This is a genomic window from Microbacterium sp. SMR1 (genome assembly GCF_003289625.1).
Classification (GTDB): domain Bacteria; phylum Actinomycetota; class Actinomycetes; order Actinomycetales; family Microbacteriaceae; genus Microbacterium; species Microbacterium plantarum.
This window is the reverse complement of the sequence record NZ_QMBN01000002.1, coordinates 820,336-847,021: the sequence shown is the minus strand read 5'-3', so window position 1 is coordinate 847,021 and position 26,686 is coordinate 820,336. Positions and strand designations below refer to the sequence as shown.

Sequence of the window (26,686 nt, the reverse complement as noted above, 5' to 3'; positions counted from 1 at the left end):
ATCACGGCTGCAGCACCACCTTGATGCAGCCGTCCTCCTTCTTCTGGAAAGTCTCGTAGAGGCCCGGCGCGTCGGACAGCGGCGCGCGGTGGGTCGTCAGATCCATGACGCCGAGCGGGTCGGCGGGGTCTTCGACGAGAGGCAGCAGGTCATCGATCCACCGCTTGACGTTGCACTGACCCATCCGAAGACTCAGCTGCTTGTCGAACATCGTCTTCATCGGCATCATGTCGGCCTCGCCGGCGTACACGCCGCTGAGCGACACGGTGCCGCCGCGGCGGACGATGTCGATAGACGAGTGAAGCGCCGCCAGCCGATCGAGCCCGCCGGTCTCCATGACCTTCTGAGCCAGGGCATCGGGCAGCAGCCCCAACGCCTTGTGCACCGTCGAGACGGCGGGGTTCCCGTGGGCCTCCATGCCGACGGCATCCACGACCGCGTCCGCGCCGCGCCCATCGGTGAGGTCGCGGAGTTCGTCGACCACCGAGTCGGTCAGGTCGAACACGTCCGCACCGTGCCGCTCCGCCATCGCGCGGCGCTCGGCGACGGGGTCGACCGCGAGCACCCGGTACCCCCGGTGCACACCGACGCGCGCGACGAACTGGCCGACGGGCCCCAGCCCCATCACCGCGAGAGTGCCGCCCTCGGGAACGTCCGCGTACTCCACGCCCTGCCACGCCGTCGGCAGGATGTCGCTGAGGAAGAGGTACCGGTCGTCGGGGAGGTCGTTGCCGACGCGGATGTGGTTGTAGTCCGCGAGCGGTACCCGCAGGAACTCGGCCTGGCCACCCGGGACCTGGCCGTACAGCTTGGTGTAGCCGAAGAGCGACGCGCCGCTGCCGTACTCGGTGACCTGCGTCGTCTCGCACTGCGACTGCAGCCCGCGCCGGCACATGAAGCAGTGCCCGCACGAGATGTTGAACGGCACGACGATGCGGTCTCCGACCGCCAGGTTCGTGACGGCCGAGCCGATCTCGACGACGACGCCCATCGGCTCGTGTCCGAGCACGTCGCCGCTGTCGATGAACGGCCCGAAGATCTCATACAGGTGCAGGTCGGAGCCGCAGATCGCGGTCGAGGTGATCCGCACGATCGCATCGGTGGGCTCGAGGATCTCGGGGTCGGGCACCGTCTCGACGGAGACGTTGCGGCGCCCCTGCCAGGTGAGGGCCTTCATCGCTCGACCTCCGGCTCGTCACCGTCGGCCTCGGGCGTACCGGGCCCAGGTCCCGGACGCACGGCGGCCGAGTCGGCGATGTCGATGCGCGTGACGCCGTCGTGCTCGCTCGTCTCGATCCGCGGCGCCGCGTCGGCCTCGGTCGATCCGCCGGCGCGCAGCAGTTCCTCGCGGCGGGCGTCTTCGTCGGTCAGGGGTTCGGATGCGTCGGACATGGGGCGACCGTAGGCACATCGTCCCGTCCGGGGCGAGGGGATGGCGGGGGTCGGACAAGCGTGATAGCCAGAGACGACGACCCCATCTCGGAAGGAGACCGTCGATGTCACGAGACGACGCGAAGCCCAGCCAGGCCGAAGGCGCCGACCCCGATCACCCCGACACGGGCGAAGCCCCGGAAGAGGAGACGGGACACCCCTCGCAGGCCGAGGGCGAAGACAGCTGACACGACGAAGCGGGGGCCGACACCACTGATATGGAGTCGGCCCCCGCTTCGTTTCGGGAGTCAGGCCCTGCGCTCGGCGATCTCGTCGAGGGCGGAAGCGAGGAGGTCGATGACCTCGGCCGCGATAGCGGTACGCTCGGGATCGAGCTCATCGATGACCGTCACAATCGCCTGGTGATGGGCGGCGAAGGCGGCATCCACCCGCTCGACGGCGGCGGCGGTCGGAACGAGGTAGTGCGCCCGGCGGTCGCTGGGGTGCTGCACGCGCTCGACCAGGCCCTTCGAGGCGAGACGCTCGACGACGTTGGTCACCGTGGCGCTCGAGGTGGCGAGCATGACGATGAGGTCCTTGGGCCCGAGATCGCGGCCGTCGCGGTGTCCCTGAACGAGGTAGCGCAGCGCGGTCAAGTCGATCGCCGACAGCTCGGAGGCGCGCACGGCGAGCCCGGCCTGCACCTGTTCCGCGCGCCGCAGACGCAGCACGGCGTCGCTCAGCCGACGACCGACCTCGTCACGAGGTTGATCCGCGTACAGGTGAAGTCCTTCATGACGGACGACGTTTTGAGGCATCGGGTTGCCACCTCCTCCGACAGCATCCTAGAACACTAGCCCAGCTTGACAGATTCTGTCTTTCACAGATGGTGAGATACATAGGATCTAAGAATTGACAGAAACTGTCTTGTCTGGCTAGATACTTAACGAGGGAACCAACACTTCACTCGCTCATCGACGATCTCAGGAGGACAGCATGGGACAGCTCCACTACGGAAACTCCGACACCCGAATCGAGATCCCGGACCGCCTGCTCGCGCACCTCAAAGTCGTCATCGCGACGAAGCTGCGGCGCAACGAGAGCTTCATGATGTCGTGGACGGCCGATGACGGTCGTTCCTCGATCTGGCTGCAGCCGTCCATCCCGCTGCGCTTCGTCTTCGAAAGCGCCGACATGGAGGTCCTCAACCCGGCCGCCATCCGCGACATGGCCAATGCGGCGACGTCGTCCGCCGGACTCGTCGTCGCGCTGGACCAGGAGATACCCGAGGCCCCGCAGCGCGAGCTGCGGCCGGTGGCCGCCGGAGTGCCGCGACTGAAGGTCCCGGCGTAACCCGTACCGAACACTTCACGCCGTCGTCGGTCGTTCCTATAATCGGAACGTCCGGCGGCGGCGTTGCCGTCGGTGCTCGAAAAATGGGCACGAAGCGGCATCCGCGCGTGAGACACATACGGCCTCCATCACCGTTCCGTCTCGAAAGGCATCGCCATGCCCTCCGTCTCCGCGCACGTCGCCGCCGCCCTCTCCCGACACGTCTCGCACGTCTTCGGCGTGATGGGCAATGGCAACGCACACCTGCTCGATGCGCTCGAGCGCTCCCCCGGCGTCACCTTCACCGCGCTCCGTCATGAAGCGGGCGGCGTGGTGTCCGCCGATGCCCACTACCGTGCCGGCGGAGGCCTCGCGGCCGCGACCGCGACGTACGGAGCGGGGTTCACCAACACCCTGACACCGCTCGCGGAGGCAGCGCAGGCACGCACCCCGCTGGTCCTCGTCGTCGGCGATGCGCCGACGTCCGGCCCGCGCCCGTGGGATGTCGACCAGATCGCGCTCGCCTCGGCGGTCGGAGTCCGCACCTACACGGTGGGCCGGGCGGATCCCGCGGCCACGACCGTCATCGCGATCGAGCACGCCCTCGCGTACTCCTCCCCCGTCGTGCTGGCGATCCCCTACGACGTCGCCAAAGCCGACGCCGGCCCGATCACCCGTACCCCCGAGCCGCGACGAGCGCCTGAGCTCGCTCCCGCCACGCCGTTCGCGACCGGAACCGTGACGCAGATCGCCCGCGCACTGGCGGGCTCGCAGCGGCCCCTCCTCCTCGCGGGGCGCGGCGCGTGGCTCGCCGGAGCAGGCACCGCTCTCGGCGCCATCGCCGATGCGACGGGAGCGGTGACCGCGACCACGGCCCTCGGGCGGGGGGTCTTCCCGCGTCCGGAGTTCGATCTCGGCGTGACCGGTGGATTCGGCGCCGACGGGGCGATGTCCGTCATCCACGACGCCGATGTCGTGCTCGTCGTCGGCGCGTCTCTCAACCAGTTCACGATGCGGTTCGGGACTCTGTTCGCCCCCGGGACGACGGTCGCTCAGATCGACACGGCATCCACGGCGACGCATCCGCACGTCGGGCTCTACCTGCGCGCCGACGCGGCCCTCGCGGCCCGGGCGATCGCCGACGAGCTCGCCGCGCTCGTCCCTCCGGCGAGCGGATGGCGCGAGTCGCTCGACATCGCCGCCCTGCGCGACCATCTCCCCGGCGACGCCCTCGCCCCCGACGGGCGTCTCGACCCGCGGTCCGCCGCGCGGCGGATCGGAGAGCTGCTGCCCGAGGACCGCGTCGTCGTGTCGGACGGTGGCCACTTCATCGGATGGGCGAACATGTACTGGCCCGTGTCGTCACCCGACCGGATGATGATGGTCGGCACCGCCTATCAGTCGATCGGCCTCGGCTTCCCCTCGGTCCCCGGCGCAGCCCGCGCCCGTCCCGACGCGACGATCGTGCTGACGACGGGCGACGGCGGCGGTCTCATGGCCGTCAGCGACCTCGAGTCGGCCGTCCGGGTCGCCGGCGGCCGCGGCCTCGCCGTCGTGTGGAACGACCGCGCGTACGGCGCCGAGGTGCACCTGTACGGCGCGCAGGGCCTCGCCCCCGCCCCCATGCTCATCCCCGAGGTCGACTTCGCCGCGCTGTGCCGCGCGGTCGGCGGCGAGGCCGTCGTGGTGCGCACGCTCGACGATCTCGAGGCCCTCGCCCGGTGGCGCGAACGCCCCGCCGATGAGCGCCGGTTCCTCCTGCTCGACCTGCGGGTGTCGGCGACGATCCGCGCCCCGTACCAGGAGGAGATCCTCCGCGTGAACTCCTAGGGCGAAGCCCTAGGCGCGCAGCAGGGCTCCCGCGAAGAAGGCGGTCAGCTCGTCGGTCGCGGTGAGCGGCAGCACAGCCGCGACGTACTGGTCGGGGCGGACGACAACGACGACTCCGTCGCGCGAGAGCCCGCGCTCGTCGAAGATGTCGGCATCGTGCCACGCGCTCGGTGCCGCGGCGAACACCTTCTCCCAGTCCGTCAGGCCGAGCGGGCCGGTGCGGGGGCGGAAGATGTCGGGCACGAGCGGCAGCTCGATCTCGTCGTACCGCTGCTGGTACACCACCTTGACGTCGAACACCGCGTCGACGTCGGCGCCCGCGGGGGTGTGCACGGACACCGGCGACACGGGCGACGCGAGCCACCGCGCGAAGTCGTCGAGCGCGGACGGCGCGCCCGGCAACGGGGCGTCGGCGAACGCATAGATGCGCCACCGCCCGTCGGCCCGGGCATGGTGACCCAGGTGCACGGCGTTGCCGTCGGCGACGCGCGCGACCTCGACCGACGCGAATCGCATGCCGATCGGGAAGCCCGAAGCGAGGTCCTGGTGCGCGGCATCCGCGACGATCTCCGACGGGTCGTACCGGGTGCGGAAGCCGGAGGGGAACTCCGCCGTCGCGAGGTAGTGGGTCGCGAGATCCTGCGGGTCGGTGATCTCCTCGGGCTTGCGCGCGATGAGGGCCGACCACTCCCGGTCGAAGTCGATCAGCTGCTGCGCGACGGGGCGTCGTTCCGCCCCGTACGTCGACAGCAGCGACGGCGCCGCCAGGCCCGTCAGGACGTGGCCGAGCTTCCACCCGAGGTTGAAGCCGTCCTGCATCGAGACGTTCATCCCCTGCCCGGCCTTCGCGCTGTGGGTGTGGCAGGCGTCGCCGGTCAGGAACACGCGCGGCGCGCGCGGGGCGGCCGCCGGCACGTCGTCGAAGCCGTCGGTGACGCGATGCCCCACCTCGTAGACGCTGTGCCAGGCGACTTCTCTCACGTCGATCGAGTACGGGTGCAGGATCGCGTTGGCTCGCCGGATGATCTCGTCGATCGGCGTCTGCCGCACGCGATGATCGTCGTCGGGGGCGACCTCGCCGAGGTCGATGTACATGCGGCTGAGGTAGCCGCCCTCGCGCGGGATGTGCAGGATGTTGCCCGCCGCTGAGTTGATCGCGCACTTGATGCGCCAGTCGGGGAAGTCGGTGTTCACCAGCACGTCCATGACGCCCCAGGCGTGCGCCGACGCCGCCCCGACGTGCACCCGGCCGATCGCGTCGCGCACGCGGCTGCGCGCGCCGTCGCACCCCGCGACGTACTTCGCGCGGATCGTGCGCTCCTCACCCGCCCGGGCGCCCGCGACATGACGCACCCGCACCTCGACGGGGAACTCGCCCTCCTCGCCGACGGTCAGCCCGAGGAACTCGACGCCGTAGTCGGGCACGACGCGCCCCGGTCCCTGCGCCGCGGCCTCGGCGAAGTAGTCGAGCACGCGCGCCTGGTTGACGATCAGGTGCGGGAACTCGCTCATCCGCAACGCATAGTCCTCCGTGCGCATGGTGCGCACGATGCGCGTCGGATCCTCCGGGTCGGGTGCCCAGAAGTTCATCCAGCCGATGTTGTAGGCCTCGGCCATGATGCGCTCGGCGAATCCGAACGCCTGGAAGGTCTCCACGCTCCGCGGCTGGATGCCGTCTGCCTGTCCCAGCTCGAGACGCCCCTCGCGGCGCTCGATCAATCTCACGTCGACATCGGGGAACTGCGACAGCTGCGCCGTCAGCAGCATCCCCGCCGGTCCCGAGCCGACGATGAGGACGTCGGTCTCGTCGGGCAGCTCGGCGGTGCGGTGCAGCCCGCGACCGGCCGCGGGCTGCACGCGCGGATCTCCCGAGACGTAGCCGTGATGATGGAACTGCATCGTGCCCTCCTCGCCGCCGCGGTCAGCGCCGGCCGGTGCCGACGATCGGGCTGACCGACTGCTCGGCCTCGTGGTCGGGGTCGAGCGGGATGCCGCTGCGGTCGCGCAGCAGCAGCGTCGCGACGAGCCCGAGCACCGTCATCCCCGCCAGGTACCAGGTCACCGACATGGTCGATCCCGTCGCCTGCACGAGCGCGGTGGCGATCGTCGGCGCGAACGCGCCGCCGAGGATGGCGCCGATGGCGTAGGAGATCGAGACGCCCGAGAACCGGATGGATGCTGGGAAGAGCTCGGCGTACAGGGCGGCCTGCGGGCCGTACGTCAGGCCCAGGCCGATCGTCAGGATCGCCAGCCCGGCGAAGAGGAGGCCGATGCTTCCGGTGTTCACGAGTGGGAAGAGAGCGAACACGCCCGCGAGCTGGAGGATCCAGCCGGCTATGTAGGTCGTGCGGCGCCCGATGCGGTCGGAGAGGAACCCGGCGATGAGCGTCGTGACGAGCCAGGTGACCGCCGAACCGGCGACCGCCCACAGGACCGGTTCGCGGTCGAACCCGAGCGGTCCGTCGGGGTTGGTGGCGTAGTTCTGGATGTAGCCGCCGGTGGTCATGTAGCCGACGGCGTTGTTCCCCGCGAAGACGAACGCGGCGATGATCACGAGAGCGGCGTGCTTGCGGAAGAGCTGCACGATCGGCATGTGGGCCTTCTCGCGCCGCTCGGCGAGCTCGGTGAACACGGGGCTCTCCTCCACGCGGCGACGCACGTACCAGCCGACGAGGATGAGCACGACGCTCAGGAGGAACGGGACCCGCCAGCCCCAGGCCAGGAACGCCTCGCCGGGAGCGATCATGGCCATGAGCGCCATCACTCCGGACGCGAGGAGGAGGCCGAGCGGTACGCCGATCTGCGGCGACGCGCCGAATGCGCCACGGCGCGTCTTCGGGGCGTGCTCGACGGCCATGAGCACGGCACCGCCCCATTCGCCGCCGGCCGAGATGCCCTGGACGATGCGCAGCAGCACGAGGATGACCGGCGCGGCGAGGCCGATCGTCTCGTACGTGGGCAACAGGCCGATCAGTGCCGTCGCGACGCCCATGAGGATGAGCGTCCACATCAGCACGAGCTTGCGCCCGAGCCGGTCGCCGAGATGGCCGGCGAGGAAGGCGCCGAGGGGCCGGAAGAGGAAGCTCACCCCGACGGTGGCGAAACCGATCAACGCGCTGTTGGCGCCGAGCGGAGCGAAGAAGAGCTGGCCGAAGACCAGCCCGACCGCCGTGGCGTAGATGAAGAAGTCGTACCACTCGACCGTCGTCCCGACGACGGTGGCGAAGACCACGCGGCGGCGGTCGGCGGCGGTGGCGATGGTCCCGGTCGGAGTGAAGCCGCTGCGTGCGGCCGGACCGGGGGTGGATGTGGGGGTGCTCATCTTCGTGCTCCCGAGGTGTCGACGACGTTGTCTGCAGACGTTGTTCTGCTGGCGATGATCATATACGATTTCGAATATGAGACAAGAGCGAGGAAGCTCCGGTCGACCGGGCAAGATCATCGCGGTCCACCTGAGCTATGCATCCCGGGCCGCGCAGCGCGGGCGCACGCCCGCCGCCCCCTCGTACTTCCTGAAGGCGTCGAGCTCGATCGCCGGGAGCGGCGACACGGTCGAACGCCCGGCGGGTACCGAGCTGCTGGCGTTCGAGGGCGAGATCGCGCTCGTCATCGGGCGCGACGCGCACCGGGTCGGCCTCGCCGAGGCCTGGGACCACGTCGCCGCCGTCACCGCGGCCAACGACCTCGGCGTCTACGACCTGCGCGCCGCCGACAAGGGATCGAACCTCCGCTCGAAGAGCCGTGACGGCTTCACTCCCCTCGGCCCCGACCTCATCGACGCCCGGACCGTCGACCCGCACCGGCTCCGCGTCCGCGCCTGGGTCAACGGCGACCTCGTGCAGGACGACACCACCGGCGGCCTGCTGTTCCCGCTGGCGCAGATCGTCGCCGACCTCTCGCAGCACCTGACCCTCGAGACCGGCGACGTCATCCTGACCGGCACGCCGGCCGGATCGTCGGTCATCGTCCCCGGCGACGTCGTCGAGGTCGAGGTCGACGCGCTCGACACCGGCGCCACGTCGGGGCGACTCGTGACGACCGTCGTCGCCGACGCGGGCCCCGCGTTCGATCCCGCGCTCGGCTCGCTTCCCACGGTCGACGACATCCAGCGCGAGGAGGCGTGGGGATCGCGCGAAGCTGCCGGGCTGCCGGACGAGCCGGCATCCGGCCTCACCGACGATCTCCGGGCCAAGCTCGAGCGCGTGCCCGTCGCGGCGCTGTCGCAGCAGCTGCGCAAGCGCGGGCTCGACGACGTGACGATCGACGGCGTGCGGCCGATGCACCCCGCCAGCAAGCTCGTCGGAACGGCCGCCACGCTGCGGTTCGTGCCGTTCCGCCCCGACCTCTTCGCCCGGCACGGCGGCGGCTTCAACGCGCAGAAGCAGGTGTTCGACGCGGTCTCGCCCGGCGAGGTCATCGTCATCGAGGCGCGCGGCGAGACCGGATCGGGCACGCTCGGCGACATCCTGGCCCTCCGCGCCCGGACCCGGGGAGCCGCCGGCGTCGTCACCGACGGCGGCGTGCGCGACTACGCCGCCGTCGCCGAGATCGGGCTGCCCGTCTATGCCGCGGGCGCGCATCCGGCCGTCCTCGGGCGCAAGCACGTCCCGTGGCAGGCGGGCGGAACCATCGCCTGCGGCGGCGCGACCGTCCAGCCCGGAGACGTCATCGTGGGCGACGCCGACGGGGTCATCGTCATCCCGCCCTCTCTCGTCGCCGAGGTCGTCGATGCGGCCCTCGCTCAGGAGGACGAGGACGCCTGGATCGCCGCGCGCGTGGCGGAGGGCGCCTCGGTCGACGGGCTGTTCCCGATGAACGCGGCGTGGCGCGCCCGGTACGACGGCGAGCGCGACGCATGACCTCCCCCACGCCTCCCCTGCCCGAGACGCAGAGCAAGTCGCAGCGCGCGTATCACTGGATCCGCGAGCGCATCGCCGAGCAGGAGTTCACCCCGGGGTACCGGCTCGTGCTCGGGACGATCGCCGGCGAGCTCGACATGAGCGTCGTCCCGGTGCGCGAGGCGATCCGCCAGCTCGAGGCCGAGGGCCTCGTGACCTTCGAGCGCAACATCGGCGCCCGCGTGGCGATGGTCGACGACTCGCAGTACCGCTTCAGCATGCAGGCGCTGTCGATCCTCGAGGGCGCCGCGACGGCGCTCGCGGCGCGCGCGCTGAGCGTCGACGACATCCGGCGTGCGCGCGAGATCAACGCGCTGATGACCGAGTCTCTCGATCACTTCGATCCGCGCTCGTTCACCCGGTTGAACCAGGAGTTCCACGCGACGCTGTTCGAGCAGTGCGCCAACCCTCGAATGCTCGAACTCGTGCAGGCCGAATGGGCACGGCTCGGACACCTGCGCGACTCGACCTTCAGCTTCGTCCCGGGCCGCGCGCAGGAGTCGGTGCGGGAGCACGAGCATATCCTGGCGCTGATCGAACGAGGGGCGCCCCTCACCGAGATCGAGCAAGCCGCGCGGCGCCACCGCTCGGCCACCCTCGACGCCTACATGACGCACGAGCACCCCGATCAGGCGCTCGGCCTGCCCAACTTCTGACCGCCCCCTGCTGCAAGGACGCACGAGATGACCGACACGACGCTCACCGCCCCCCACACGCCCGCGGACCTGCCCGGCGCCATCCGTCACTACATCGACGGGTCGCTCGTCGACTCGGCCGACGGCGCGACGTTCGACGTGCTCGACCCCGTCACCGGACGCGTGTACCTGCAGGCGGCCGCCGGCAAGAAAGCCGACGTCGATGCGGCCGTCGCGGCAGCCCGCCGCGCGTTCACCGAGGGGCCGTGGCCGCGGATGCTCCCGCGCGAGCGCTCGCGCGTGCTGCACCGCATCGCCGACCTGGTCGAGTCTCGCGACGCCCGCCTCGCCGAGCTCGAGTCGTTCGACTCCGGACTCCCCATCACGCAGGCGCTCGGCCAGGCCCGGCGGGCCGCCGAGAACTTCCGGTTCTTCGCCGACCTGATCGTCGCCCAGGCCGATGACACCTACAAGGTGCCCGGCCGTCAGATCAACTATGTCAACCGCAAGCCCATCGGCGTCGCGGGGCTCATCACGCCGTGGAACACCCCGTTCATGCTCGAGTCGTGGAAGCTCGCCCCGGCGCTCGCCACCGGCAACACGGTCGTGCTGAAGCCCGCCGAGTTCACGCCCCTGTCCGCGTCGCTGTGGGCGGGCATCTTCGAGGAGGCCGGACTGCCGCCGGGGGTCTTCAACCTGGTCAACGGCCTCGGCGAGGACGCGGGCGACGCGCTCGTGAAGCACCCCGACGTGCCGCTCATCTCGTTCACGGGCGAGAGCTCGACGGGGCAGCTGATCTTCGCCAACGCGGCGCCGCACCTCAAGGGGCTGTCGATGGAGCTCGGCGGGAAGAGCCCGGCGATCGTCTTCGCCGACGCGGATCTCGACGCGGCGATCGACGCCACGATCTTCGGTGTGTTCTCTCTCAACGGCGAGCGCTGCACGGCCGGCAGCCGCATCCTCGTCGAGCGCGCGGTGTACGACGAGTTCGTCGAACGCTACGCCGCGCAGGCCCAGCGGGTGCGAGTCGGCTTCCCCCACGACCCGGCGACCGAGGTGGGCGCGCTCGTGCATCCCGAGCACTTCGAGAAGGTCATGTCGTACGTCGAGCTCGGAAAGAGCGAGGGCCGCCTCGTCGCCGGCGGCGGACGCCCTGAGGGGTTCGAGAGCGGCACCTTCGTCGCCCCGACCGTGTTCGCCGACGTCGCCCCGACGGCGCGGATCTTCCAGGAGGAGATCTTCGGCCCGGTCGTCGCGATCACCCCGTTCGACACGGATGCCGAGGCGCTGGACCTCGCCAACGACACGAAATACGGACTCGCCGCCTACATCTGGACCAACGACCTGAAGCGGGCGCACAACTTCTCGCAGGCCGTGGAGGCGGGGATGGTCTGGCTCAACTCCAACAACGTGCGCGACCTGCGCACCCCGTTCGGCGGGGTCAAGGCGTCCGGCCTCGGCCACGAGGGCGGCTACCGGTCGATCGACTTCTACACGCACCAGCAGGCGGTGCACATCACCCTCGGCGCGGTCCACAACCCGACTTTCGGCAAAAGCTGACCCGCCGCCCGGAACCGCCGGACCCACCCGACATCGAGAGCAAGGACGCTGTCATGACCCACCGCGACCAGATGACCCGGACCTCCTCGGGCTACTTCGTCAGCCAGGAGGCGCCGATCACCTGCGACGACCCGATCCCGACGCCGACGGCGCCGGCGCCCGACATCCTCCGCTGCGCCTACATGGAGCTGGTCGTCACCGACCTCGCCGCCTCACGGGAGTTTTACGTCGACGTGCTCGGGCTCTACGTCACCGAGGAGGACGACGAGGCGATCTACCTCCGTTCGACCGAGGAGTTCATCCACCACAACCTGATCCTGCGGCAGGGACCGGTCGCCGCCGTCGCGGCGTTCTCGTACCGCGTCCGGTCGGCCGACGACCTCGACCGCGCCGTCGCGTTCTACACCGAGCTCGGGTGCCGGGTCGAGCGGCGCCCGGAGGGCTTCGTGCGGGGCATCGGCGACTCGGTCCGCGTCGAGGATCCCCTCGGCTTCCCGTACGAGTTCTTCTTCCAGACCGAGCACGTCGAGCGCCTCTCATGGCGCTACGACCTCCACACGCCCGGCGAGCTCGTGCGTCTGGATCACTTCAACCAGGTGACCCCGGACGTCCCGCGCGCCGTGCAGTTCATGCAGTCGCTCGGGTTCCGGGTGACCGAGGACATCCAGGATGACGCGGGCACGGTGTACGCGGCATGGATGCGGCGGAAACCGACCGTCCACGACACCGCGATGACCGGCGGTGACGGCCCCCGGATGCACCACGTGGCCTTCGCGACGCACGAGAAGCACAACATCCTCGCGATCTGCGACAAGCTCGGCGCGCTCCGCCGGTCGGACGCGATCGAGCGGGGGCCGGGGCGCCACGGCGTCTCGAACGCGTTCTACCTCTACCTGCGCGACCCCGACGGACACCGCGTCGAGATCTACACGCAGGACTACTACACCGGCGACCCCGACAATCCCGTCATCACGTGGGACGTGCACGACAACCAGCGCCGCGACTGGTGGGGCAACCCCGTCGTGCCCTCCTGGTACACCGAGGCCTCCCTCGTCCTCGACCTCGACGGGAAGCCCCAGCCGCTCCGCGCCCGCACCGACGACTCGGAGATGGCCGTCACGATCGGCGCCGACGGGTTCTCGTACACCCGACCCGGCGACGACGGGCTGCCCGAGTACAAACAGGGCGAGTACAAGCTCGGCAACCAGCTCTGATCTGCAACCAGCTCTGGAAGGACGCTCATGCTCTCCCCCGACGACATCGCCGCCATCGCGGACGAACTGGCCGAGGCCGACCGCACGCACGGCGTCATCCCGCGCATCACGGCGCGGTACCCCGGCGCCACCGTCGAGGACTCGTACGCCATCCAGGGCGTGTGGCGCGACCGGATGATCGCCTCGGGCCGCCGGCTCGTGGGACGCAAGATCGGTCTGACCTCGAAAGCGATGCAGCAGGCGACCGGGATCACCGAGCCCGACTACGGCGTCATGTTCGACGACACGATCTACGGCTCGGGCGCCGAGATCGCCACCGAGCGGTTCTCGAACGTGCGCGTCGAGGTCGAGCTCGCCTTCGCGCTCGCCCGTCCCCTCGCCGGGCCGGACTGCACGCTCGACGACGCGCTCGACGCGATCGACTATGCCGTCCCGGCCCTCGAGATCCTCAACTCGCACATCGAGCTCGAGGGGCGCACGATCGTCGACACGATCGCCGACAACGCCGCTTACGGTGCGATGGTGCTCGGCACCGAGCGGCGGCGTCCCGACGAGATCGACCTGCGGTGGGTGCCGGCGCTGCTCTCGCGCAACGGCGAGATCGAGGAGACCGGGGTGGCGGCGGGTGTCCTCGGCCATCCCGCGACGGGGGTCGCCTGGCTCGCCAACAAGGTGTCGCAGCACGGCGCGCGCCTGGAGGCGGGTGAGCTGATCCTCGCCGGGTCGTTCACGCGGCCGATGTGGGTGTCGCGCGGCGACGAGGTCCGCTGCGACTATGGCCCGATGGGAGTGATCGCATGCCGTTTCGTCTGACACCGACCTTCCGCGACGCCCTCGGTCGCGCGGACCGCCCGCTCGCGGGGATCTGGGTGTGCTCCGGGTCGCCGCTGGTCGCCGAGATCTGCGCCGGCGCCGGACTCGACTGGCTGCTCATCGACATGGAGCACTCTCCCAACGGAATCGAGTCCGTGCTCGCCCAGTTGCAGGCGGCCGCCGCGACACCGGTCACGACGATGGTGCGGGTTCCGACCGCCGACCCCGTCGTGATCAAGCAGGTGCTCGACCTCGGTGCGCAGAACCTGCTCGTGCCGATGGTGTCGTCGGTCGCCGAGGCCGAGGCGGTCGTGCGCGCGGTGCACTATCCGCCCCGCGGCATCCGGGGCGTCGGTTCCGCCCTCGCCCGTTCGGCCCGCTGGAACCGCGTCGACGACTACCTGGCCGAGGCCGAGCAGCACGTGTCGCTCGTCGTGCAGATCGAGACCGCCGCGGGGGTCGACGCCGCCGCGGGCATCGCCGCGGTCGACGGGATCGACGGCGTGTTCGTCGGCCCGAGCGATCTCGCCGCCTCGATGGGGCTGCTCGGACAGCAGTCCCACCCCGACGTGGTCGCCGCCGTCCGTCGCGTCTTCGCCGACGCCCGGTCCGCCGGCACACCGGCGGGCGTGAACGCCTTCGACCCCGCGCTCGCGCGCGGCTACGCCGAGGCCGGGGCGGACTTCCTGCTCGTCGGCGCCGACGTCGCGCTGCTGGCCCGCGGCTCGGAAGCGCTCGCGGCGGCCTGGGTGCCCGAGGCCGACCGCACCACCCGCGCCGGATACTGACGCGGGATCACCCCGGCACGGCGCGTGCGATGTGGAGAGCGAGGTAGGCGACCTCTTCGTCGGTGATCTCGATGTCGTGCTGCGTCCGCACGAGCGCACGCACGCGTTCGGCCGTCGCCGTCGCCCGAGGATGCCGCCGGCTCATGCTCTCGAACAGGAAGCCGTCGTCGCTGTCGAGCATGCGCCCCGAGAACACCCGCTCGGCGAAGAACTGCAGGTGCACGAGGAAGCGCGACGAATGCAGGTCGTCGCCGAAGGCGATCCCCGTGGTGTTCGACACGATCGTGGTCGCCGCCGAGATGAGCCGTACGACATGCATCGTGTCAGCACCGGCCCGCCCGTTGGCGGCGTTGGCGAGGTGGAACGCGATATTGGCGGCCTCTTCGTCCGGCACATCCACGCGCATGCGCGCCCGCAGCAGCTCGACACCGCGGGAGCCGACGGCGTACTCGTCGGGGTAGACGGTGCGCAGTTCCCATGCGAGCCGGTTCACGACGACGAGACCGCGACGGTGACGCTCGACGGCGAAGTGGAGGTGGTCGGTGAGCGTGAGGTAGATGTGCGGATCGAGATCCAGCCCCGAGGCCACGGCGTCACGGACGATCTCCCGGGTGAGCTCGACGAACTCACCCGGGATCTGCGCGAGCAGCTCGACGAGGTTCCGCTGATCGGCGTCGTCGAGCGCGACGAACACCCGATCGGTCGCGCCCTCGTCGACGACGTCGCCGGGTTTGGCACCGAATCCGATGCCCTTGCCCAGCAGCACCCGCTCGACGCCGCGCTCGTCATCGACGAGCACGACGCTCGAGTTGAGCACCTTCTTGATGATCTGCATGCCCGTCCTCATCGACCCGGCCTCACGCTCGTGGAGCAGGAGGGTCACCCGAGATCTGCGCCGTTCGTGGCGATCACCCGCTGGTACCACCAGAACGAATCCTTGCGCCGACGCTCACCGCTGCCCTGACCGAGATCGTCGAGGTCGACGTGAATGAAACCGTATCGCTTCGAGATCTGCGACGACGACGCACTGATGATGTCGATCGGCGCCCAGCTGGTGTAGCCCATCAGCTCGACGCCCTCGTCGACGGCCCGGATCATCTCGCGGAAGTGCGCCCGGAAATAGTCGATGCGGTACGGGTCGTGGATGCGCCCGTCGGCGGTCAGCTCATCGCGCATGCCCAGCCCGTTCTCGACGATGAACAGCGGCTTGCCGTAGCGGTCGTACAGATCGATGAGCGAGATCCGCAGCCCGACCGGGTCGATCTGCCAGCCCCACTCGCTGGACTCGAGGTAGGGGTTCTTGACTCCGAGTACCGTGTTCCCCGGGGTCCGCTCGGCATCCGGGTCGACGGACTCGGCGAGGGTCATGTAATACGACAGCGAGATGAAATCGACGGGGTGCTCGCGCAGCAGCTCGGCATCCCCCTCGGCGAACGGGATCTCGACGCCCTGTCGCGCGAGCGCGTTCAGGGCGAGGCGGGGGTAGGCGCCGCCGGCCTGGACATCCGTGCAGAGGTAGAGCAGCCGGTCCTTCGCCTGGGTCGCGGCGATGTCGTCGGGGTGGCACGTCAGCGGGTAGGTCTTCAGCATGGTCAGCATGCAGCCCATCTGCGACTCGGGCCACATCTCGCGCAGCATCCGCGTCACCGAGGCCGAGGCCACGAACTGGTGATGCAGTGCGGTGTAGCAGGCCTGCAGGATGCTGCCTTCGACGGTCTCCTCGATGATGCCGCCCGACGTGAGCGGATGCCGCACGATGCCGTCGATCTCGTTGAACGACAGCCACAGCTTGACCAGGTGCCCGAAGCGCTCGAAGCACGTGCGGGCGAAGCGCTCGAACAGGGCGATCGTGCCGCGATCGACCCAGCAGTTGTTCTTCAGGGCGAGGGCGAGCGGCGGGTCGTAGTGCGAGAGCGTGACGAGCGGTTCGATGCCCAGCCGCCGCATCTCGGTGAACAGCCCCTCGTAGAAGGCGATGCCCTCCTCGTTGGGTTCCGTCTCCTCCCCCGTCGGGTACAGCCGCGTCCACGCGATCGACACGCGCAGCACCGTGAACCCCATCTCGGCGAACAGGGCGAGATCCTCGGGGTACCGGTGGTAGAAGTCGATGCCGCGGCGCTTGGGGTAATACGTCTCGTCGTCGTCGGCCATGGCGGCGGTGATGCTCTCGACCGTGTGCGCGTGATGAATGGCGTATTCGCGGGGGTCGACGTTCGGACGATACCTCGCGATGTCCGAGACGGCCGGACCGCGGCCGCCCTCGCGCCACGCGCCCTCGGCTTGATTGGCGGCGAGCGCGCCGCCCCACAGGAACGAATCAGACAGTGCCACGAGCGGCCTCCTTGGTACGAGCGGTGAAGATGCCGGTGCCCGCCTCGACGGGCCCGGTGAGGGCTTCGACGACCTCGAACGCGTCGCCGTTGAGGACGACGACCGGGGTGATCGTGTCGAAGCCGGCGAGGTGGATCGCCTCGAGGTCGGCCTCGAGGATCAGCTGCCCGCGTTCGACGCGATCGCCCTGCGCGACGTGGGCGACGAAGGGGGCTCCGTCGAGCTTGACCGTGTCGAGCCCGACGTGGACGAGGATCTCGACGCCGTCGTCGCCGGTGATGCCGAAGGCGTGCTTCGAGGGCAGCAGGCTCGAGACCACTCCCGACAGCGGCGCGTACACGGCGCCCGCACTGGGGCGGATCGCGACGCCGTCGCCGAGGATGCCGCCGCCGAAGACCGGGTCGTCGACGCGGTCGAGCGGGACGACCTCGCCCGCGACGGGGGCGACGAGGCGGCCGTCGCCGACCGGGTCGGGCGCGATCCCGCCCGCCGCGCCGGTCTGAGCCTCGAGGGCGCGGATCGTGCCCGAGTCGGAGTCCTTCCAGATGACGAGCGCGACGACGAAGGCGGTCGCGAAGGCGACGAGCGCCCCGATGACGGCATGGATGAGGTTCCACGGGTTGAGCACGTCGATGAACATCGAGATGCTCGCAGCCCCCGGGCTGACGAGCGCGAAGGCGCCGACGGCCGCGATGCCGAGGTAGACGCCGCCGGTCAGCGAGCCGGCGATCACCGCGAACAGCGCACGGCGGTTCTGCAGCGTCACACCGTAGAGCGCGGGCTCGGTGATGCCGAAGAACGCGGAGATGCCCGACGAGATGGCCGTGCCGCGCAGAGTCTTGTTGCGGGTGCGGATAGCGACGGCCAGGCTCGAGCCCGATTCGGCGATGTTGTGGGCGAGCGAGGCCACGAGGTAGAAGGGATCACGCCCCTGCTGTGCGACGGTGGCGATCGTGGGCGGGATGAACGCCTTGTGCATGCCCACCGAGATGATGAAGGGGAGCACGGCTGCCAGCAGCGCGATAGCGACCCAGCCGAGCGTGCCGTACAGCCAGAGCATGCCGCCGGTGAGCAGCGATCCGAGGCCGTAACCGAGGGGCCCGAGGGCGAAGATCATGATCGGCGAGACCACGATGAAGCACAGCAGCGGCACGAAGAAGGTGCGGATGGGCCCGGGTGTGATCTTCGTCGCCAGCTTCTCGACGGGCCACAGCAGCAGCACCGCGAGGATCGGCGGGAAGACCTGGGCGTTGTAGGAGATCGCGGGGATGGCGAGGCCGAAGAGCGCGACACCGCCCTCCTGCGTCAGCAGACCGGAGAACGTCGGGAACACCAAGAGCCCGACGATGCCGAGAGCCAGCGGGATGTTGACACCCAGCTTCTTCGCGGCAGTGTAGGTCACCAGCAGCGGCAGGAAGAAGAACACCGCGTCGGGGATCGCCGAGAGCACCTGGTAGCTGGGGTCGGTCGTCTGCATCCACCCGAGTGCCGAGGCGAGGATCAGGAACGACTTGAAGATGCCCGCGCCGGCGATGGCCGGGATGATCGGGGTGAACACCGCGACGACGAAGTCCATGATCGCCGAGCCCGCGCGCTTCCATGTCAGCTTCGGACGGGTCTCCCCCGCCGTACGTGCCGCCGCACGCCCGCCGCGCAGCTTCTCGATCTCGGTGAAGTAGTCGCCCACCTTCGACCCGACGATGATCTGGGTCTGCGGACCGCGCACGACGCCGATGACGCCGGGCACCGCCTTCAGAGCCGCCTCATCGGCGCGGGCGTCGTCGACGAGATTGAATCGGAGCCGGGTCGAGCAGTGCTGCAGGGCGGCGATGTTCTCGGGTCCGCCGACGTGCTCGAGGATCGCGCCCGCGGCGTCCTTCGTGGTGGTCATCTTCGTTTTCCTCCTGTGGAATCCCGGACCGTGCCGCCGGAGCGGCTCCGCTCCGGCCCCGGTCGGAGGCAATAAAAAAAGGACCCGACCGCCGTGCGATGCACGTACGTTCGGATCCTGCCTGCATGACCAGTCACATGTCCGAGATGATCGTCGCACGTTCCACGGCGGCACGCAAACGAGCACGGCGGGGCCGTCGCGCGGATGCGACGATGGGTGCATGACGCAGACGCATCTCATCACGGGCTCGGGCTCGGGCATCGGACTCGCGATCGCGCGCCGGCTCGCCGACCGTGGCGACCGGCTCGTGCTCCTCGGCCGGAACGAGGCCCGCGCGGCCGAGCTCGCGGAGCTCCTCCCGGGCGCCGTCGGCGTCGCCGCGAACCTGCGCGAGCCCGCGGCCCTCGCCGGCGCGCTCGCGGACCGGCTGCCGGAGGCGATCGACACCGTCATCCACGGCGCGGGCGTCGTCGAGCTGGGTCCTGTTGCCGAGCTGCCCGTCGCCGCATGGACCGATCAGCTCACCGTCAACCTCATCGCCGCCGCCGAGCTCACCCGCCTCGCTCTGCCCGCGATACGGGCCGCGCGCGGTCAGATCCTGTTCGTCAACTCCGGCGCCGGCCTCACGGCGCACCCGGCGTGGAGCGCCTACGCCGCGTCGAAGCACGGACTCAAGGCCCTCGCCGACGCGCTGCGCGGCGAGGAGGCCGCCCACGGCGTCCGCGTGACGACGGTCTACCCGGGGCGGACCGCCACGCCGATGCAGGCGGAGGTGCACCGCCAGGAGGGCCGCGACTACGACCCCGCCGCCTTCATCGATCCCGAGTCGGTCGCGACGACCGTGCTCGCCGCCCTCGACCTGCCACGGGACGCCCTGGTCCCGGACGTGTCCGTGCGTCCCGGCCCCCGGTGACGTCGACGTGGCCGGCTCCGACCTTCCTCCCGGGCGTCACCTCGCACTGACCTGGGGCATCGCCGTTCCCTACGGGGGCATGACCACCGCCCTGCTCGATCGCAGCCGCCTCTTCGCCGAGGCCGGAACTCCGGTCGACGTGCTCACCCTCGACGACCGCGCGTTCCCCCTGCCGCCGGTCACCGACCCCGACGCCACGACGCCCGTGACGATTCGCAACCTCTACGACTGGCCACGGACCGGCGGCGTGCATCCCGGCACGGGGCTCCCCGACGCACCGCCCGCGCTCGATCCCGCGGACGACGGCGTCATCATCGATGAGGCGAACGACGTCATCCTCCGCCGCCTGCGGCTCGGCGTGGACGGCAAACCGGTGGACATCGACCACCTCCGCCCCGATGGCACGATCGCGCTGTCGGAACGACGGGTCGGCGCCCGGGGCCGCCTCCTCCTGGCCCGCGATGCCGACGGCCGACCGGTCCGCGCCTGGCGCCGACGCTACGACTTCTACGCCGACTGGCTCGACCACCTCGTGGGCGACGGCGAGGCGTTCCTCATCGTCGACAGCAAGACCGTTGCGCCCTTCGCGGCGGGATACCGGCGACGCCGGGTCACGACCGTGCACGTCATCCATGGCTCGCACCGGGGGCCGAAACCGGGCTCGGTGCGAGCATCGCGCCAGGCGGTGTTCTCGCGACTGACCGATTTCGACGCCGTCGCATTCGCCACCGACGCCCAGGCCGCCGACGTGAGGGCGATCGTGGGGCCGCGTCCGTTCCTGACGAGCGTCGCCCACCCGGTCTCTCTCATCGACGCCGCGACCCTGCCGACGGAGGCCGCACGAACCGGCGCCGTCGTCATCGCCCGGCTCGAAGCGATCAAGCGGGTGGAGGATGCCGTCGCGGCGATGCGCCTCGTGCACAACGACGACGGACCGCGCGTCCCCCTCGACATCTACGGCACGGGTTCTCGCGCCGCCGAGCTCGCCGTCCTCGCCGAGGACGACGACGCGATCCGCTTCCACGGGCACACCGATGAGCCGGCAGCGGCCATGGCCACCGCCAGCGCCCTCCTGCTCACGAGCAGATCGGAGGCGTTCGGTCTGGTCCTCCTCGAGGCGATGGCCGCGGGCTGCCTCCCCATCGCCTACGACATCGCCTACGGACCGGCCGAGCTGATCCGCCACGGCGAGAACGGATGGCTCGTCGCGGACGGCGACGTCGGCGCCCTCGCGGACGCCGTGCGAGCCGCGGTCGAGCTCGACCCCGCCCGGCGGGGCGCGATGCGGGAGAACGCCCGAGCGACCGCATCCGAGTACAGCGACGCGCGCATCCGCCGCCGCTGGGCGAGCATCTTGCGCGCGGCTCGCCGCCGGGGGCGCACCCGCGGCGGACTGCGCCGGTTGTCGGCGGCGGCGCGTCGCGTCGTCGGCGACGTGCGACGACGACTGCACCGCCCGGCCCGTTAGCCCGCTGTCCACCGGCTCGTCAAGGGGCACTCGGAAAAGCGGACGGCTGTTGCACCCTGTCGTGGCACGAGGGGAGGCGAGCGCCGCGATGGGAGAACTGAGATACGGATCGGACCTCACCGCCGTTGCCATGCCCGACGACATCCTCGCCCACCTCCAGCTCGTGGTCGCCGCCAAGCTCGGCGCAGGCGAAGGGTTCACGGTGAGCTGGAGACACAGCGACGGACAGGGGCGCAGCACGCTGTGGCTCGAGCGGTCGATCCCCCTCCGGTTCGACTTCGCGTCGCCTCATCCCGTCGCCACCGATCCACGGCGGGTGCGGGCGATGCTCACCGAGGCCGCCGCGGTCACCGGGCTCTCCCTCGGCACGCTTCCGCTCGAGGCCTCATGACCGACCTGCTCACCTCGCGGACCGAGACGCGCTGGCTCGTCGCGAGCCCCGAATACGCCGGCGTCACCGCCTACACCGGCGGGATCGGCCGTCACTACGCCGCGCTGCTCCCGGCCGTGGCCCGCCAGGGGGTCGCCGTCGACCTCGCGCTCGAGACGAACGACGACCTCGTGTCCGACGACCCGGGCGAAGGGGTCAGGCTGGTCGACGGAGGCGTTCGTCGCGCCTATCGCGCTCGCCACCATGATGTCGTCTTCGCTCCCGAGTGGGGCGGCCTGGCCGCGCCGCTCCCCCGCTCGGCACCCCTGCTGACGAACCTGGCGACCGGCGTGCGTCTGGCCGACCAGGTGTCCGGGCTCACGCCGGGAGACCTGCCTATCGGGCAGCGGCTCGCCCGCGTGCGGCAGGCGTCGGCGGAACGGCGTCAGCTGTACCGGTCCACCGGTCTCATCTCCATCTCGCGGGCGATGCTCGAGCGGACCAGCGACCTGTACCCGGGTCTGCCGCCGGCGCGCATCGTCCGCAACTGCATCGACGTCGACGCGGTCGCGGCCGCAGCGACGCGCGCGGCCGCGCCCGACGGCTGGCCCGACGATGACGCGCCGGTCGTGCTCTTCCTCGGCCGTTCCGAGCGACGAAAGGGCGTCGAGGACGCTTTCTCGGCGTTCCGGCTCGTGCACGAGGACGTGCCGGACGCCCGCCTCGTCCTCGCCGGCGCGGGTGGGGATGCCCGGTACGAGCCGACGCGCGCCGCACTCCTCGAGATGCTGCCGCCGACGGCGCGCGACCGCGTGATCTGGCTCGGGCACTTGCCGGGCGAGGAGCTCTACGGAGCGATCTCACGAGCGGATGTCGTCATCTGCCCCTCTCGCTGGGAAGGCTTCGGCAACGTCGCCCTCGAGGTCAAGGCGATCGGCACGCCGCTCGTGGTGACTTCCGGCAGCGGATACGACGACTTCTGCACCGACGGCCAGGACTGCCAGAGCGTGCCGCCCGCCGACCCGGAACGTCTTGCCGCCGCGATCACCGTCGCCGTGCGGCATCCCGCCTGGGCACGGACACTCGCCGATCATGGGCGCGCGCAGGTCGCCGATTTCGCCCCCGACCCCGTGGCCCGCGACCTGCTCGCTGCCGCACCCGAGTTGCTCGCCGGCGCGGTCAGACCGAGGCTCGACGCCAGCCGTCGTTCTCGCGGGTGATCGCTCCGGCTCGCTCGAAGGCCTCCAGCCAGCCCGTCATGGGCCACTCGGCCCACTTCTCAGCGAAGAGGGCGCCGTTGCGCAGGATGTCGTCGAGGTGCTGCCAGGGCGGCGACGAGGTCTCGTGATGCTGGTGATAGGCGTCGGCTCCGCCGACCCAGATCATCGGGACGCCGGCGCGACGCAGGGAGAACGCGAAGTCGGTGTCCTCTCCCCCGTAGCCCTCGTACCGCTCGTCGAAGCCGCCGACGGACCGCCACACGGCGGTCGTGGTCGCGAACGAGAGCGACCAGAACAGCGGGTACTCCGCGGGCTCGGCACGTTGCAGGGTGCCGGCGGGCGGAGCCGGGCGCGCCGCGTGGGGCGCAGTGGCCGCACGGAGGGACGCCGCGTCGAGCGCGGCCCTCGCGGGCAGATACGTCACCGGCCCGCACAGGACCGCATCGGGGTGCTGGGTCGCCGCGTCACGGTATCGATCGACGAGCTCGGGCCCGGGGACGCAATCGGCGTCGAGAAAGACGAGCAGGCGCGCCCCGAGCGCCTCGGCTGCACGGGCGCCGGCGTTTCGCGCCGCCGCGAGCCGCAGACCGGCCGCCCCCGGGGGAACGCGCACCACGGACTCGGCGTCGAGGAGGGGCGCATCGTCGTCGCCGATCCAGACGACGACCCGCGGCACACCCGCCGTCGCGCGCAGCTGATTGCGCAGGTGCTCGAGGCGCGGTGCCGAGCAGAGCGTCACGATCGCCATGTCGCTCATGCACCGGCTCCCGCCGCCGCTTCGGCACGGATGATGTCGGCCGCGCGCTGCGCCGCTCCGTCGGCGCGCCACGCGGTCCATCCCTCGCCGCAGGCCGAGGCCTGGTCGAGCAGATCCGGCCAGCGCGCCGGCTCGGGCCACCGGGGCACGGCGACGGCGAGGCCCGACCGCCCGAGCGCCAGGGCCGTCGCCCGCTGCTCGGAGAACGGACGTTCCTGCGGGATGACGATCGCAGGTGCGCCCGCGGCGGCGAGATCGGCGACCGCGTTCTGACCGCACCACGACACGACGACGGCTGCCGTCGTCAACGCATCCCAGGGGTCGGCGGCCCACGCTCCGGAACCGGCGCCGAGCACACGCCACGGACGCCCCGACGCGCGCTCCGCGGCCGCGATGTCGTCGGCCGAGACGTCGGCGTCACCGCCGCCGCCGAGCAGGACGACCTCGTCGCCGCGCGGCTGCGCGGGCCGACGACGACCGGCGAACCGCGAGATCCCGCCGACGAACGCGACGCGGTCACCGAGCGAGGTCAGGTGCTCGGGAGCATAGATCTCCTCCGGCCAGGGCGCGATGACCCGCCGCGCCGCGGCATAAGCCAGCCGGTGCGGCTCGTCCGTGCGGTCACCGGGCTGCGTGATGATCACCACGGGCACGCCGAGGAGCCGGACGAACAACGTCACCTCGGCCGAGACGTCGACGACGAACGCGTCGATGTCGCCCGCCCCGACCGCTGCGGCGATGACCGCGAGCCGCGAACGGTGGCCGACGTGGCGCAACGGAGCCCAGTGGAGCAGGCCGCCCGCCGTCGGGTCATCGGCGGGGACGGCCGGTGCGGGCACGTCATCGCGGGAGAGCTCGACCCACGAGACGTTCGCGGGCAGCTCGGCGGGAGCGGGCATCGAGCTGAAACAGACGACGTCGACATCGAGGTGGGGCGCGATAGCGAGCATACGGGTCAGGTGGCCGCGACCATGGTGGTGCACGTACCAGCCGATGCGCCCCGTCATGCCGGCAGCTCGGCGGGCGCCGCGAGCGTGCTCAGCGACGCGAAGATCTCCTCGAGGGCACTCGTTCGCGCGTCGAGCGAGAACCGCTCCACCGCCCGCGCCCGGACCGCGCGACGGAAGCGCGGATCACGGGCCTGCGGCCAGATCTCCGCCACGGCATCCGCCATCGCGGCGACGTCTCCGGCGCCCACGAGGCGCATCCCGACGGAGGCCGCCGCGATCTCGGGCACGCCGCCCACCGCGGAGCCGACGACGGGCGTCCCGCACATGAGGGCTTCCGGACCGACGAGCCCGAACGGCTCGGCCCACGCGGGAGTCGCGAGCGCGACGGCCGACCGACCGACGAGCGCGGCGAGTTCGTGAGGGGTGAGCTCACCGGCCAGCGTGACGTCGTCGCCGAGCAGCGGGCCGAGCACGTCGTCGGCGTACGCGCGGTCGCCGACACGACCGGCGATCGTGAGCCGTCGCCCGAGCGATCGGGCGACGGCCACGGCCAGGTGCGGGGCCTTCTCGGGAACGATGCGGCCGAACCAGACGAGGTCGTCGCCGCCCGGCCCGGCGGTCCAGACGCGAGGGTCGACGCCGTTGGCCAGCAGGGTCGAGGCGACACCCGCGTGCTGCCACTCCCGACGCGTGTGCTCACTGACCGAGAGGAACGTGCTGCCCCGGCCCGCCGCGGCACGGTGGGCCCGCACGAAGTCATCGTCGACGGGCGTATGCAGGGTCGTCACCATCGGCACGTCCAGCTGCGGTGCGAGCTGCAGCGGGAGGGCGTGCAGGCAGTGGTTCGAGATCACGTCGAAGTCCGCGGCCCGCGCGCCGATCGTCTCGAGAGCGCGCCGGAGCATCGGCACGCTGAGGGTTTCGTAGGCGGGCGGATACGTCTTGTCGGTGCGCACCGCGTCGGCGTCCCAGCCCAGCTCGGGCATCTCCCAGATGCTGCCGGGCTCGACGTGGTCCGACCCGGTCACCGCGACGACGGTCACCTCGTGGCCTCGGGCGCGCAGAGCCTCGACCTCCGACCACACGGCGGCCTCGAGCCCGCCGGCGTGAGGCCTCCGGATCGGAAACCGGAGCGGCGCGATGACCGCGATGCGCAGCGGACGCCCCGTCACGAGGCACGCTCGCTGCGAAGACGGCGGTACAGCGCGGCATGCGCTTGCGCCGTCCCGGCATCCTGCTCGCGGCGACTGTCGCGACGCGCATCGATGAGATCGGCCCGCGCGACCGAACCGGGACGGGCCGCCTCGTCGCACGACAGCAGCGTGCGCAACGCAGCGGTGAGCGTCTCCACATCGCCCGGGTGGAAGCTCGCGATCGAGTCGTCGTCATGCTGATCGGCGAAGTGGCCGACATCGGGGACGGCGACGGGGACGCCGAGGTCCCAGCAGAGCTCGAGCCAGCCGGAATGACTGCCGAAGCGGTAGGGCAGCACGCAGACGTCGAGTCCGCTGAGCGCCGTGTTCAGAGCGGCGTCGGGAAGCCGGCCCTGCTCGACGAGGACCGCGTAGGGGTGGCCGGCCACGGCCGCCCGCACCTCGTCGCGGGCGTCTCGCTCGCGGACCGACCGGTGCATGCGGATCTCGGCGACAGCGTGATGCCCCTCATCGCGGAGGCGCTCGACCGCGGCGATCAGCGTTCGCGCGCTGGTCGGCCCATCGGTGCCGGGGCGGAGGTCCTTCAGGTGCATCCCGATCCGCAGCTCTTCGCTCACCGCGACGACCGACGGGGTCTCGCCCTCGCGCAGGATGGCGGGATGCGGCAGCACGACCGCCTCGCGTCCCCAGCGCTCGCGCACCTCGGCTGCGGCGCCTGCGGTGAGCGTCACGAGAGCGTCGACGCGCGGAATGAGCTCGTCGAGCTGGGCGGCGTACGGACCCTGGTCCGCGAGCTGGGGGTGAGTCAGATCGTGGACGGTGAAGACGACCGCCCAACCGGCGGCATGAGCCGCGTCGATGCACGCCGTCAGATGGCCCGCAGCGAAAGACTCGGTGCCGAAGTGCACGTGCAGGATGTCGGCACGATCGGCGTGCTGACGAATCCAGTCGGGGTCGAGGGCGACGGGGGGCCACCACACGCCCTCGGCCGCGCCAGCCACCGGCGGGTCGGGCAGGAGCTCGATGCCCGCGGCGTGCGTGACACGCTGCACGTAGGGATGCCCGGCGGGCACCGCGACGACGCGCACGTCGGGCGCACCGGACATCTCGTCCAGGGGCGCACTGGCGGTGACGATGGTCACGGTCCTCCTTGCTGAAACCGCCGAAACGGGGGCGATCCGAGTCGGACGC

General features: G+C 71.0%; 25 protein-coding genes. 13 read left to right on the top strand and 12 right to left on the bottom strand.

The window, feature by feature from the left end; all coding sequences use genetic code 11:
- Position 1: 1 nt before the first annotated feature.
- A complete protein-coding gene (locus DO944_RS08545; RefSeq protein WP_112616538.1) occupies positions 2-1,177 on the bottom strand; it encodes a zinc-dependent alcohol dehydrogenase in 1,176 nt (391 codons plus the stop codon).
- Positions 1,174-1,392, bottom strand: coding sequence for a multidrug transporter (locus tag DO944_RS08540; protein WP_112616536.1), 219 nt, complete (start codon positions 1,390-1,392; stop codon positions 1,174-1,176). Before DO944_RS08540 ends, DO944_RS08545 begins: the two co-directional genes overlap by 4 nt.
- A gap of 104 nt (positions 1,393-1,496) precedes the next feature.
- Here DO944_RS08540 and DO944_RS15900 point away from each other — a divergent pair, with 104 nt between their 5' ends.
- The gene (locus DO944_RS15900; protein WP_258524624.1) at positions 1,497-1,619 is read left to right on the top strand and encodes a hypothetical protein; all 123 of its coding nucleotides are present in this window, start codon (positions 1,497-1,499) and stop codon (positions 1,617-1,619) included.
- 60 nt (positions 1,620-1,679) lie between these two features.
- Here DO944_RS15900 and DO944_RS08535 read toward each other — a convergent pair whose 3' ends face one another.
- The gene (locus tag DO944_RS08535; RefSeq protein ID WP_112616534.1) at positions 1,680-2,189 is read right to left on the bottom strand and encodes a MarR family winged helix-turn-helix transcriptional regulator; all 510 of its coding nucleotides are present in this window, start codon (positions 2,187-2,189) and stop codon (positions 1,680-1,682) included.
- A gap of 178 nt (positions 2,190-2,367) precedes the next feature.
- Between DO944_RS08535 and DO944_RS08530 the strand changes: the two genes are divergently transcribed.
- Together DO944_RS08530 and DO944_RS08525 are read left to right on the top strand one after the other, a co-directional pair.
- Positions 2,368-2,724 (top strand): hypothetical protein, encoded by a 357-nt coding sequence (locus DO944_RS08530; RefSeq protein WP_112616532.1) that lies wholly within the window; start codon positions 2,368-2,370, stop codon positions 2,722-2,724.
- A gap of 156 nt (positions 2,725-2,880) precedes the next feature.
- A complete protein-coding gene (locus tag DO944_RS08525; protein WP_112616530.1) occupies positions 2,881-4,533 on the top strand; it encodes a thiamine pyrophosphate-binding protein in 1,653 nt (550 codons plus the stop codon).
- A 9-nt stretch (positions 4,534-4,542) separates the two neighbouring features.
- Here the strand turns inward: DO944_RS08525 and DO944_RS08520 are convergent, their stop codons facing one another.
- Entirely contained in the window at positions 4,543-6,432 is a 1,890-nt protein-coding gene (locus DO944_RS08520; RefSeq protein WP_112616528.1) for an FAD-dependent monooxygenase, read from the bottom strand.
- 22 nt (positions 6,433-6,454) lie between these two features.
- Entirely contained in the window at positions 6,455-7,855 is a 1,401-nt protein-coding gene (locus DO944_RS08515) for an MFS transporter (RefSeq protein WP_023952395.1), read from the bottom strand.
- Between the two features lie 76 nt (positions 7,856-7,931).
- Between DO944_RS08515 and DO944_RS08510 the strand changes: the two genes are divergently transcribed.
- Genes DO944_RS08510 through DO944_RS08485 form a run of 6 tightly spaced genes read left to right on the top strand, consistent with a single transcriptional unit; the run spans position 7,932 to position 14,441 of the window.
- On the top strand, positions 7,932-9,392 hold the full coding sequence (locus DO944_RS08510) for a fumarylacetoacetate hydrolase family protein (protein WP_112616526.1): 1,461 nt from the start codon (positions 7,932-7,934) through the stop codon (positions 9,390-9,392).
- Positions 9,389-10,087, top strand: coding sequence for a GntR family transcriptional regulator (locus tag DO944_RS08505; RefSeq protein WP_112616524.1), 699 nt, complete (start codon positions 9,389-9,391; stop codon positions 10,085-10,087). Before DO944_RS08510 ends, DO944_RS08505 begins: the two co-directional genes overlap by 4 nt.
- Before the next feature lie 27 nt (positions 10,088-10,114).
- The gene (gene hpaE, locus DO944_RS08500; RefSeq protein ID WP_112616522.1) at positions 10,115-11,626 is read left to right on the top strand and encodes a 5-carboxymethyl-2-hydroxymuconate semialdehyde dehydrogenase; all 1,512 of its coding nucleotides are present in this window, start codon (positions 10,115-10,117) and stop codon (positions 11,624-11,626) included.
- A 53-nt stretch (positions 11,627-11,679) separates the two neighbouring features.
- Positions 11,680-12,840: a 3,4-dihydroxyphenylacetate 2,3-dioxygenase gene (gene hpaD / locus DO944_RS08495; protein ID WP_112616520.1), complete on the top strand. Its 1,161-nt coding sequence runs from the start codon at positions 11,680-11,682 to the stop codon at positions 12,838-12,840.
- A 27-nt stretch (positions 12,841-12,867) separates the two neighbouring features.
- Positions 12,868-13,653, top strand: coding sequence for a 2-keto-4-pentenoate hydratase (locus DO944_RS08490; RefSeq protein ID WP_112616518.1), 786 nt, complete (start codon positions 12,868-12,870; stop codon positions 13,651-13,653).
- Entirely contained in the window at positions 13,638-14,441 is an 804-nt protein-coding gene (locus DO944_RS08485; protein WP_112616516.1) for an HpcH/HpaI aldolase/citrate lyase family protein, read from the top strand. Before DO944_RS08490 ends, DO944_RS08485 begins: the two co-directional genes overlap by 16 nt.
- Positions 14,442-14,448: 7 nt before the next feature.
- On the opposite strand, the gene DO944_RS08480 is transcribed toward DO944_RS08485, so the two are convergent.
- Genes DO944_RS08480 through DO944_RS08470 form a run of 3 tightly spaced genes read right to left on the bottom strand, consistent with a single transcriptional unit; the run spans position 14,449 to position 18,663 of the window.
- A complete protein-coding gene (locus DO944_RS08480) occupies positions 14,449-15,276 on the bottom strand; it encodes a PRD domain-containing protein (RefSeq protein ID WP_112616976.1) in 828 nt (275 codons plus the stop codon).
- 44 nt (positions 15,277-15,320) lie between these two features.
- Positions 15,321-16,772: a family 1 glycosylhydrolase gene (locus tag DO944_RS08475; protein ID WP_112616514.1), complete on the bottom strand. Its 1,452-nt coding sequence runs from the start codon at positions 16,770-16,772 to the stop codon at positions 15,321-15,323.
- A complete protein-coding gene (locus DO944_RS08470) occupies positions 16,759-18,663 on the bottom strand; it encodes a beta-glucoside-specific PTS transporter subunit IIABC (RefSeq protein ID WP_112616512.1) in 1,905 nt (634 codons plus the stop codon). Before DO944_RS08470 ends, DO944_RS08475 begins: the two co-directional genes overlap by 14 nt.
- Positions 18,664-18,883: 220 nt before the next feature.
- Here DO944_RS08470 and DO944_RS08465 point away from each other — a divergent pair, with 220 nt between their 5' ends.
- From DO944_RS08465 to DO944_RS08450, 4 genes are all read left to right on the top strand, one after another.
- Entirely contained in the window at positions 18,884-19,576 is a 693-nt protein-coding gene (locus DO944_RS08465) for an SDR family oxidoreductase (protein WP_112616510.1), read from the top strand.
- A gap of 7 nt (positions 19,577-19,583) precedes the next feature.
- On the top strand, positions 19,584-21,044 hold the full coding sequence (locus tag DO944_RS08460) for a glycosyltransferase (protein WP_112616508.1): 1,461 nt from the start codon (positions 19,584-19,586) through the stop codon (positions 21,042-21,044).
- 88 nt (positions 21,045-21,132) lie between these two features.
- A complete protein-coding gene (locus DO944_RS08455) occupies positions 21,133-21,435 on the top strand; it encodes a hypothetical protein (RefSeq protein WP_112616506.1) in 303 nt (100 codons plus the stop codon).
- Positions 21,432-22,634, top strand: a complete 1,203-nt coding sequence (locus DO944_RS08450; protein ID WP_112616504.1) for a glycosyltransferase family 4 protein — start codon at positions 21,432-21,434, stop codon at positions 22,632-22,634. Before DO944_RS08455 ends, DO944_RS08450 begins: the two co-directional genes overlap by 4 nt.
- Here the strand turns inward: DO944_RS08450 and DO944_RS08445 are convergent.
- From DO944_RS08445 to DO944_RS08430, 4 genes are read right to left on the bottom strand one after another with little or no spacing between them, the layout of a single operon-like run.
- Positions 22,594-23,391: a galactosyltransferase-related protein gene (locus tag DO944_RS08445; RefSeq protein ID WP_112616502.1), complete on the bottom strand. Its 798-nt coding sequence runs from the start codon at positions 23,389-23,391 to the stop codon at positions 22,594-22,596. The two genes, DO944_RS08450 and DO944_RS08445, sit on opposite strands and share 41 nt — an antisense overlap.
- Positions 23,388-24,398 (bottom strand): glycosyltransferase, encoded by a 1,011-nt coding sequence (locus tag DO944_RS08440; protein WP_112616500.1) that lies wholly within the window; start codon positions 24,396-24,398, stop codon positions 23,388-23,390. Before DO944_RS08440 ends, DO944_RS08445 begins: the two co-directional genes overlap by 4 nt.
- A complete protein-coding gene (locus DO944_RS08435) occupies positions 24,395-25,513 on the bottom strand; it encodes a glycosyltransferase (protein WP_112616498.1) in 1,119 nt (372 codons plus the stop codon). The genes DO944_RS08440 and DO944_RS08435 overlap by 4 nt, the downstream gene beginning before the upstream one ends.
- Positions 25,510-26,637 carry a glycosyltransferase gene (locus DO944_RS08430; RefSeq protein ID WP_258524623.1) on the bottom strand — a complete coding sequence of 376 codons (1,128 nt, stop codon included), beginning with the start codon at positions 26,635-26,637 and terminating at the stop codon, positions 25,510-25,512. Before DO944_RS08430 ends, DO944_RS08435 begins: the two co-directional genes overlap by 4 nt.
- Between the last annotated feature and the right edge of the window lie 49 nt (positions 26,638-26,686).

What these genes read in the sequence shown, in the direction of transcription:
- DO944_RS08545 (WP_112616538.1), bottom strand. Translation starts at nt 1,177, where the DNA reads ATGAAGGCCCTCACCTGGCAGGGGCGCCGCAACGTCTCCGTCGAGACG.
- DO944_RS08540 (WP_112616536.1), bottom strand. Translation starts at nt 1,392, where the DNA reads ATGTCCGACGCATCCGAACCCCTGACCGACGAAGACGCCCGCCGCGAG.
- DO944_RS15900 (WP_258524624.1), top strand. Translation starts at nt 1,497, where the DNA reads ATGTCACGAGACGACGCGAAGCCCAGCCAGGCCGAAGGCGCCGACCCC.
- DO944_RS08535 (WP_112616534.1), bottom strand. Translation starts at nt 2,189, where the DNA reads ATGCCTCAAAACGTCGTCCGTCATGAAGGACTTCACCTGTACGCGGAT.
- DO944_RS08530 (WP_112616532.1), top strand. Translation starts at nt 2,368, where the DNA reads ATGGGACAGCTCCACTACGGAAACTCCGACACCCGAATCGAGATCCCG.
- DO944_RS08525 (WP_112616530.1), top strand. Translation starts at nt 2,881, where the DNA reads ATGCCCTCCGTCTCCGCGCACGTCGCCGCCGCCCTCTCCCGACACGTC.
- DO944_RS08520 (WP_112616528.1), bottom strand. Translation starts at nt 6,432, where the DNA reads ATGCAGTTCCATCATCACGGCTACGTCTCGGGAGATCCGCGCGTGCAG.
- DO944_RS08515 (WP_023952395.1), bottom strand. Translation starts at nt 7,855, where the DNA reads ATGAGCACCCCCACATCCACCCCCGGTCCGGCCGCACGCAGCGGCTTC.
- DO944_RS08510 (WP_112616526.1), top strand. Translation starts at nt 7,932, where the DNA reads ATGAGACAAGAGCGAGGAAGCTCCGGTCGACCGGGCAAGATCATCGCG.
- DO944_RS08505 (WP_112616524.1), top strand. Translation starts at nt 9,389, where the DNA reads ATGACCTCCCCCACGCCTCCCCTGCCCGAGACGCAGAGCAAGTCGCAG.
- hpaE (WP_112616522.1), top strand. Translation starts at nt 10,115, where the DNA reads ATGACCGACACGACGCTCACCGCCCCCCACACGCCCGCGGACCTGCCC.
- hpaD (WP_112616520.1), top strand. Translation starts at nt 11,680, where the DNA reads ATGACCCACCGCGACCAGATGACCCGGACCTCCTCGGGCTACTTCGTC.
- DO944_RS08490 (WP_112616518.1), top strand. Translation starts at nt 12,868, where the DNA reads ATGCTCTCCCCCGACGACATCGCCGCCATCGCGGACGAACTGGCCGAG.
- DO944_RS08485 (WP_112616516.1), top strand. Translation starts at nt 13,638, where the DNA reads ATGCCGTTTCGTCTGACACCGACCTTCCGCGACGCCCTCGGTCGCGCG.
- DO944_RS08480 (WP_112616976.1), bottom strand. Translation starts at nt 15,276, where the DNA reads ATGCAGATCATCAAGAAGGTGCTCAACTCGAGCGTCGTGCTCGTCGAT.
- DO944_RS08470 (WP_112616512.1), bottom strand. Translation starts at nt 18,663, where the DNA reads ATGACCACCACGAAGGACGCCGCGGGCGCGATCCTCGAGCACGTCGGC.
- DO944_RS08465 (WP_112616510.1), top strand. Translation starts at nt 18,884, where the DNA reads ATGACGCAGACGCATCTCATCACGGGCTCGGGCTCGGGCATCGGACTC.
- DO944_RS08455 (WP_112616506.1), top strand. Translation starts at nt 21,133, where the DNA reads ATGGGAGAACTGAGATACGGATCGGACCTCACCGCCGTTGCCATGCCC.
- DO944_RS08450 (WP_112616504.1), top strand. Translation starts at nt 21,432, where the DNA reads ATGACCGACCTGCTCACCTCGCGGACCGAGACGCGCTGGCTCGTCGCG.
- DO944_RS08445 (WP_112616502.1), bottom strand. Translation starts at nt 23,391, where the DNA reads ATGAGCGACATGGCGATCGTGACGCTCTGCTCGGCACCGCGCCTCGAG.
- DO944_RS08440 (WP_112616500.1), bottom strand. Translation starts at nt 24,398, where the DNA reads ATGACGGGGCGCATCGGCTGGTACGTGCACCACCATGGTCGCGGCCAC.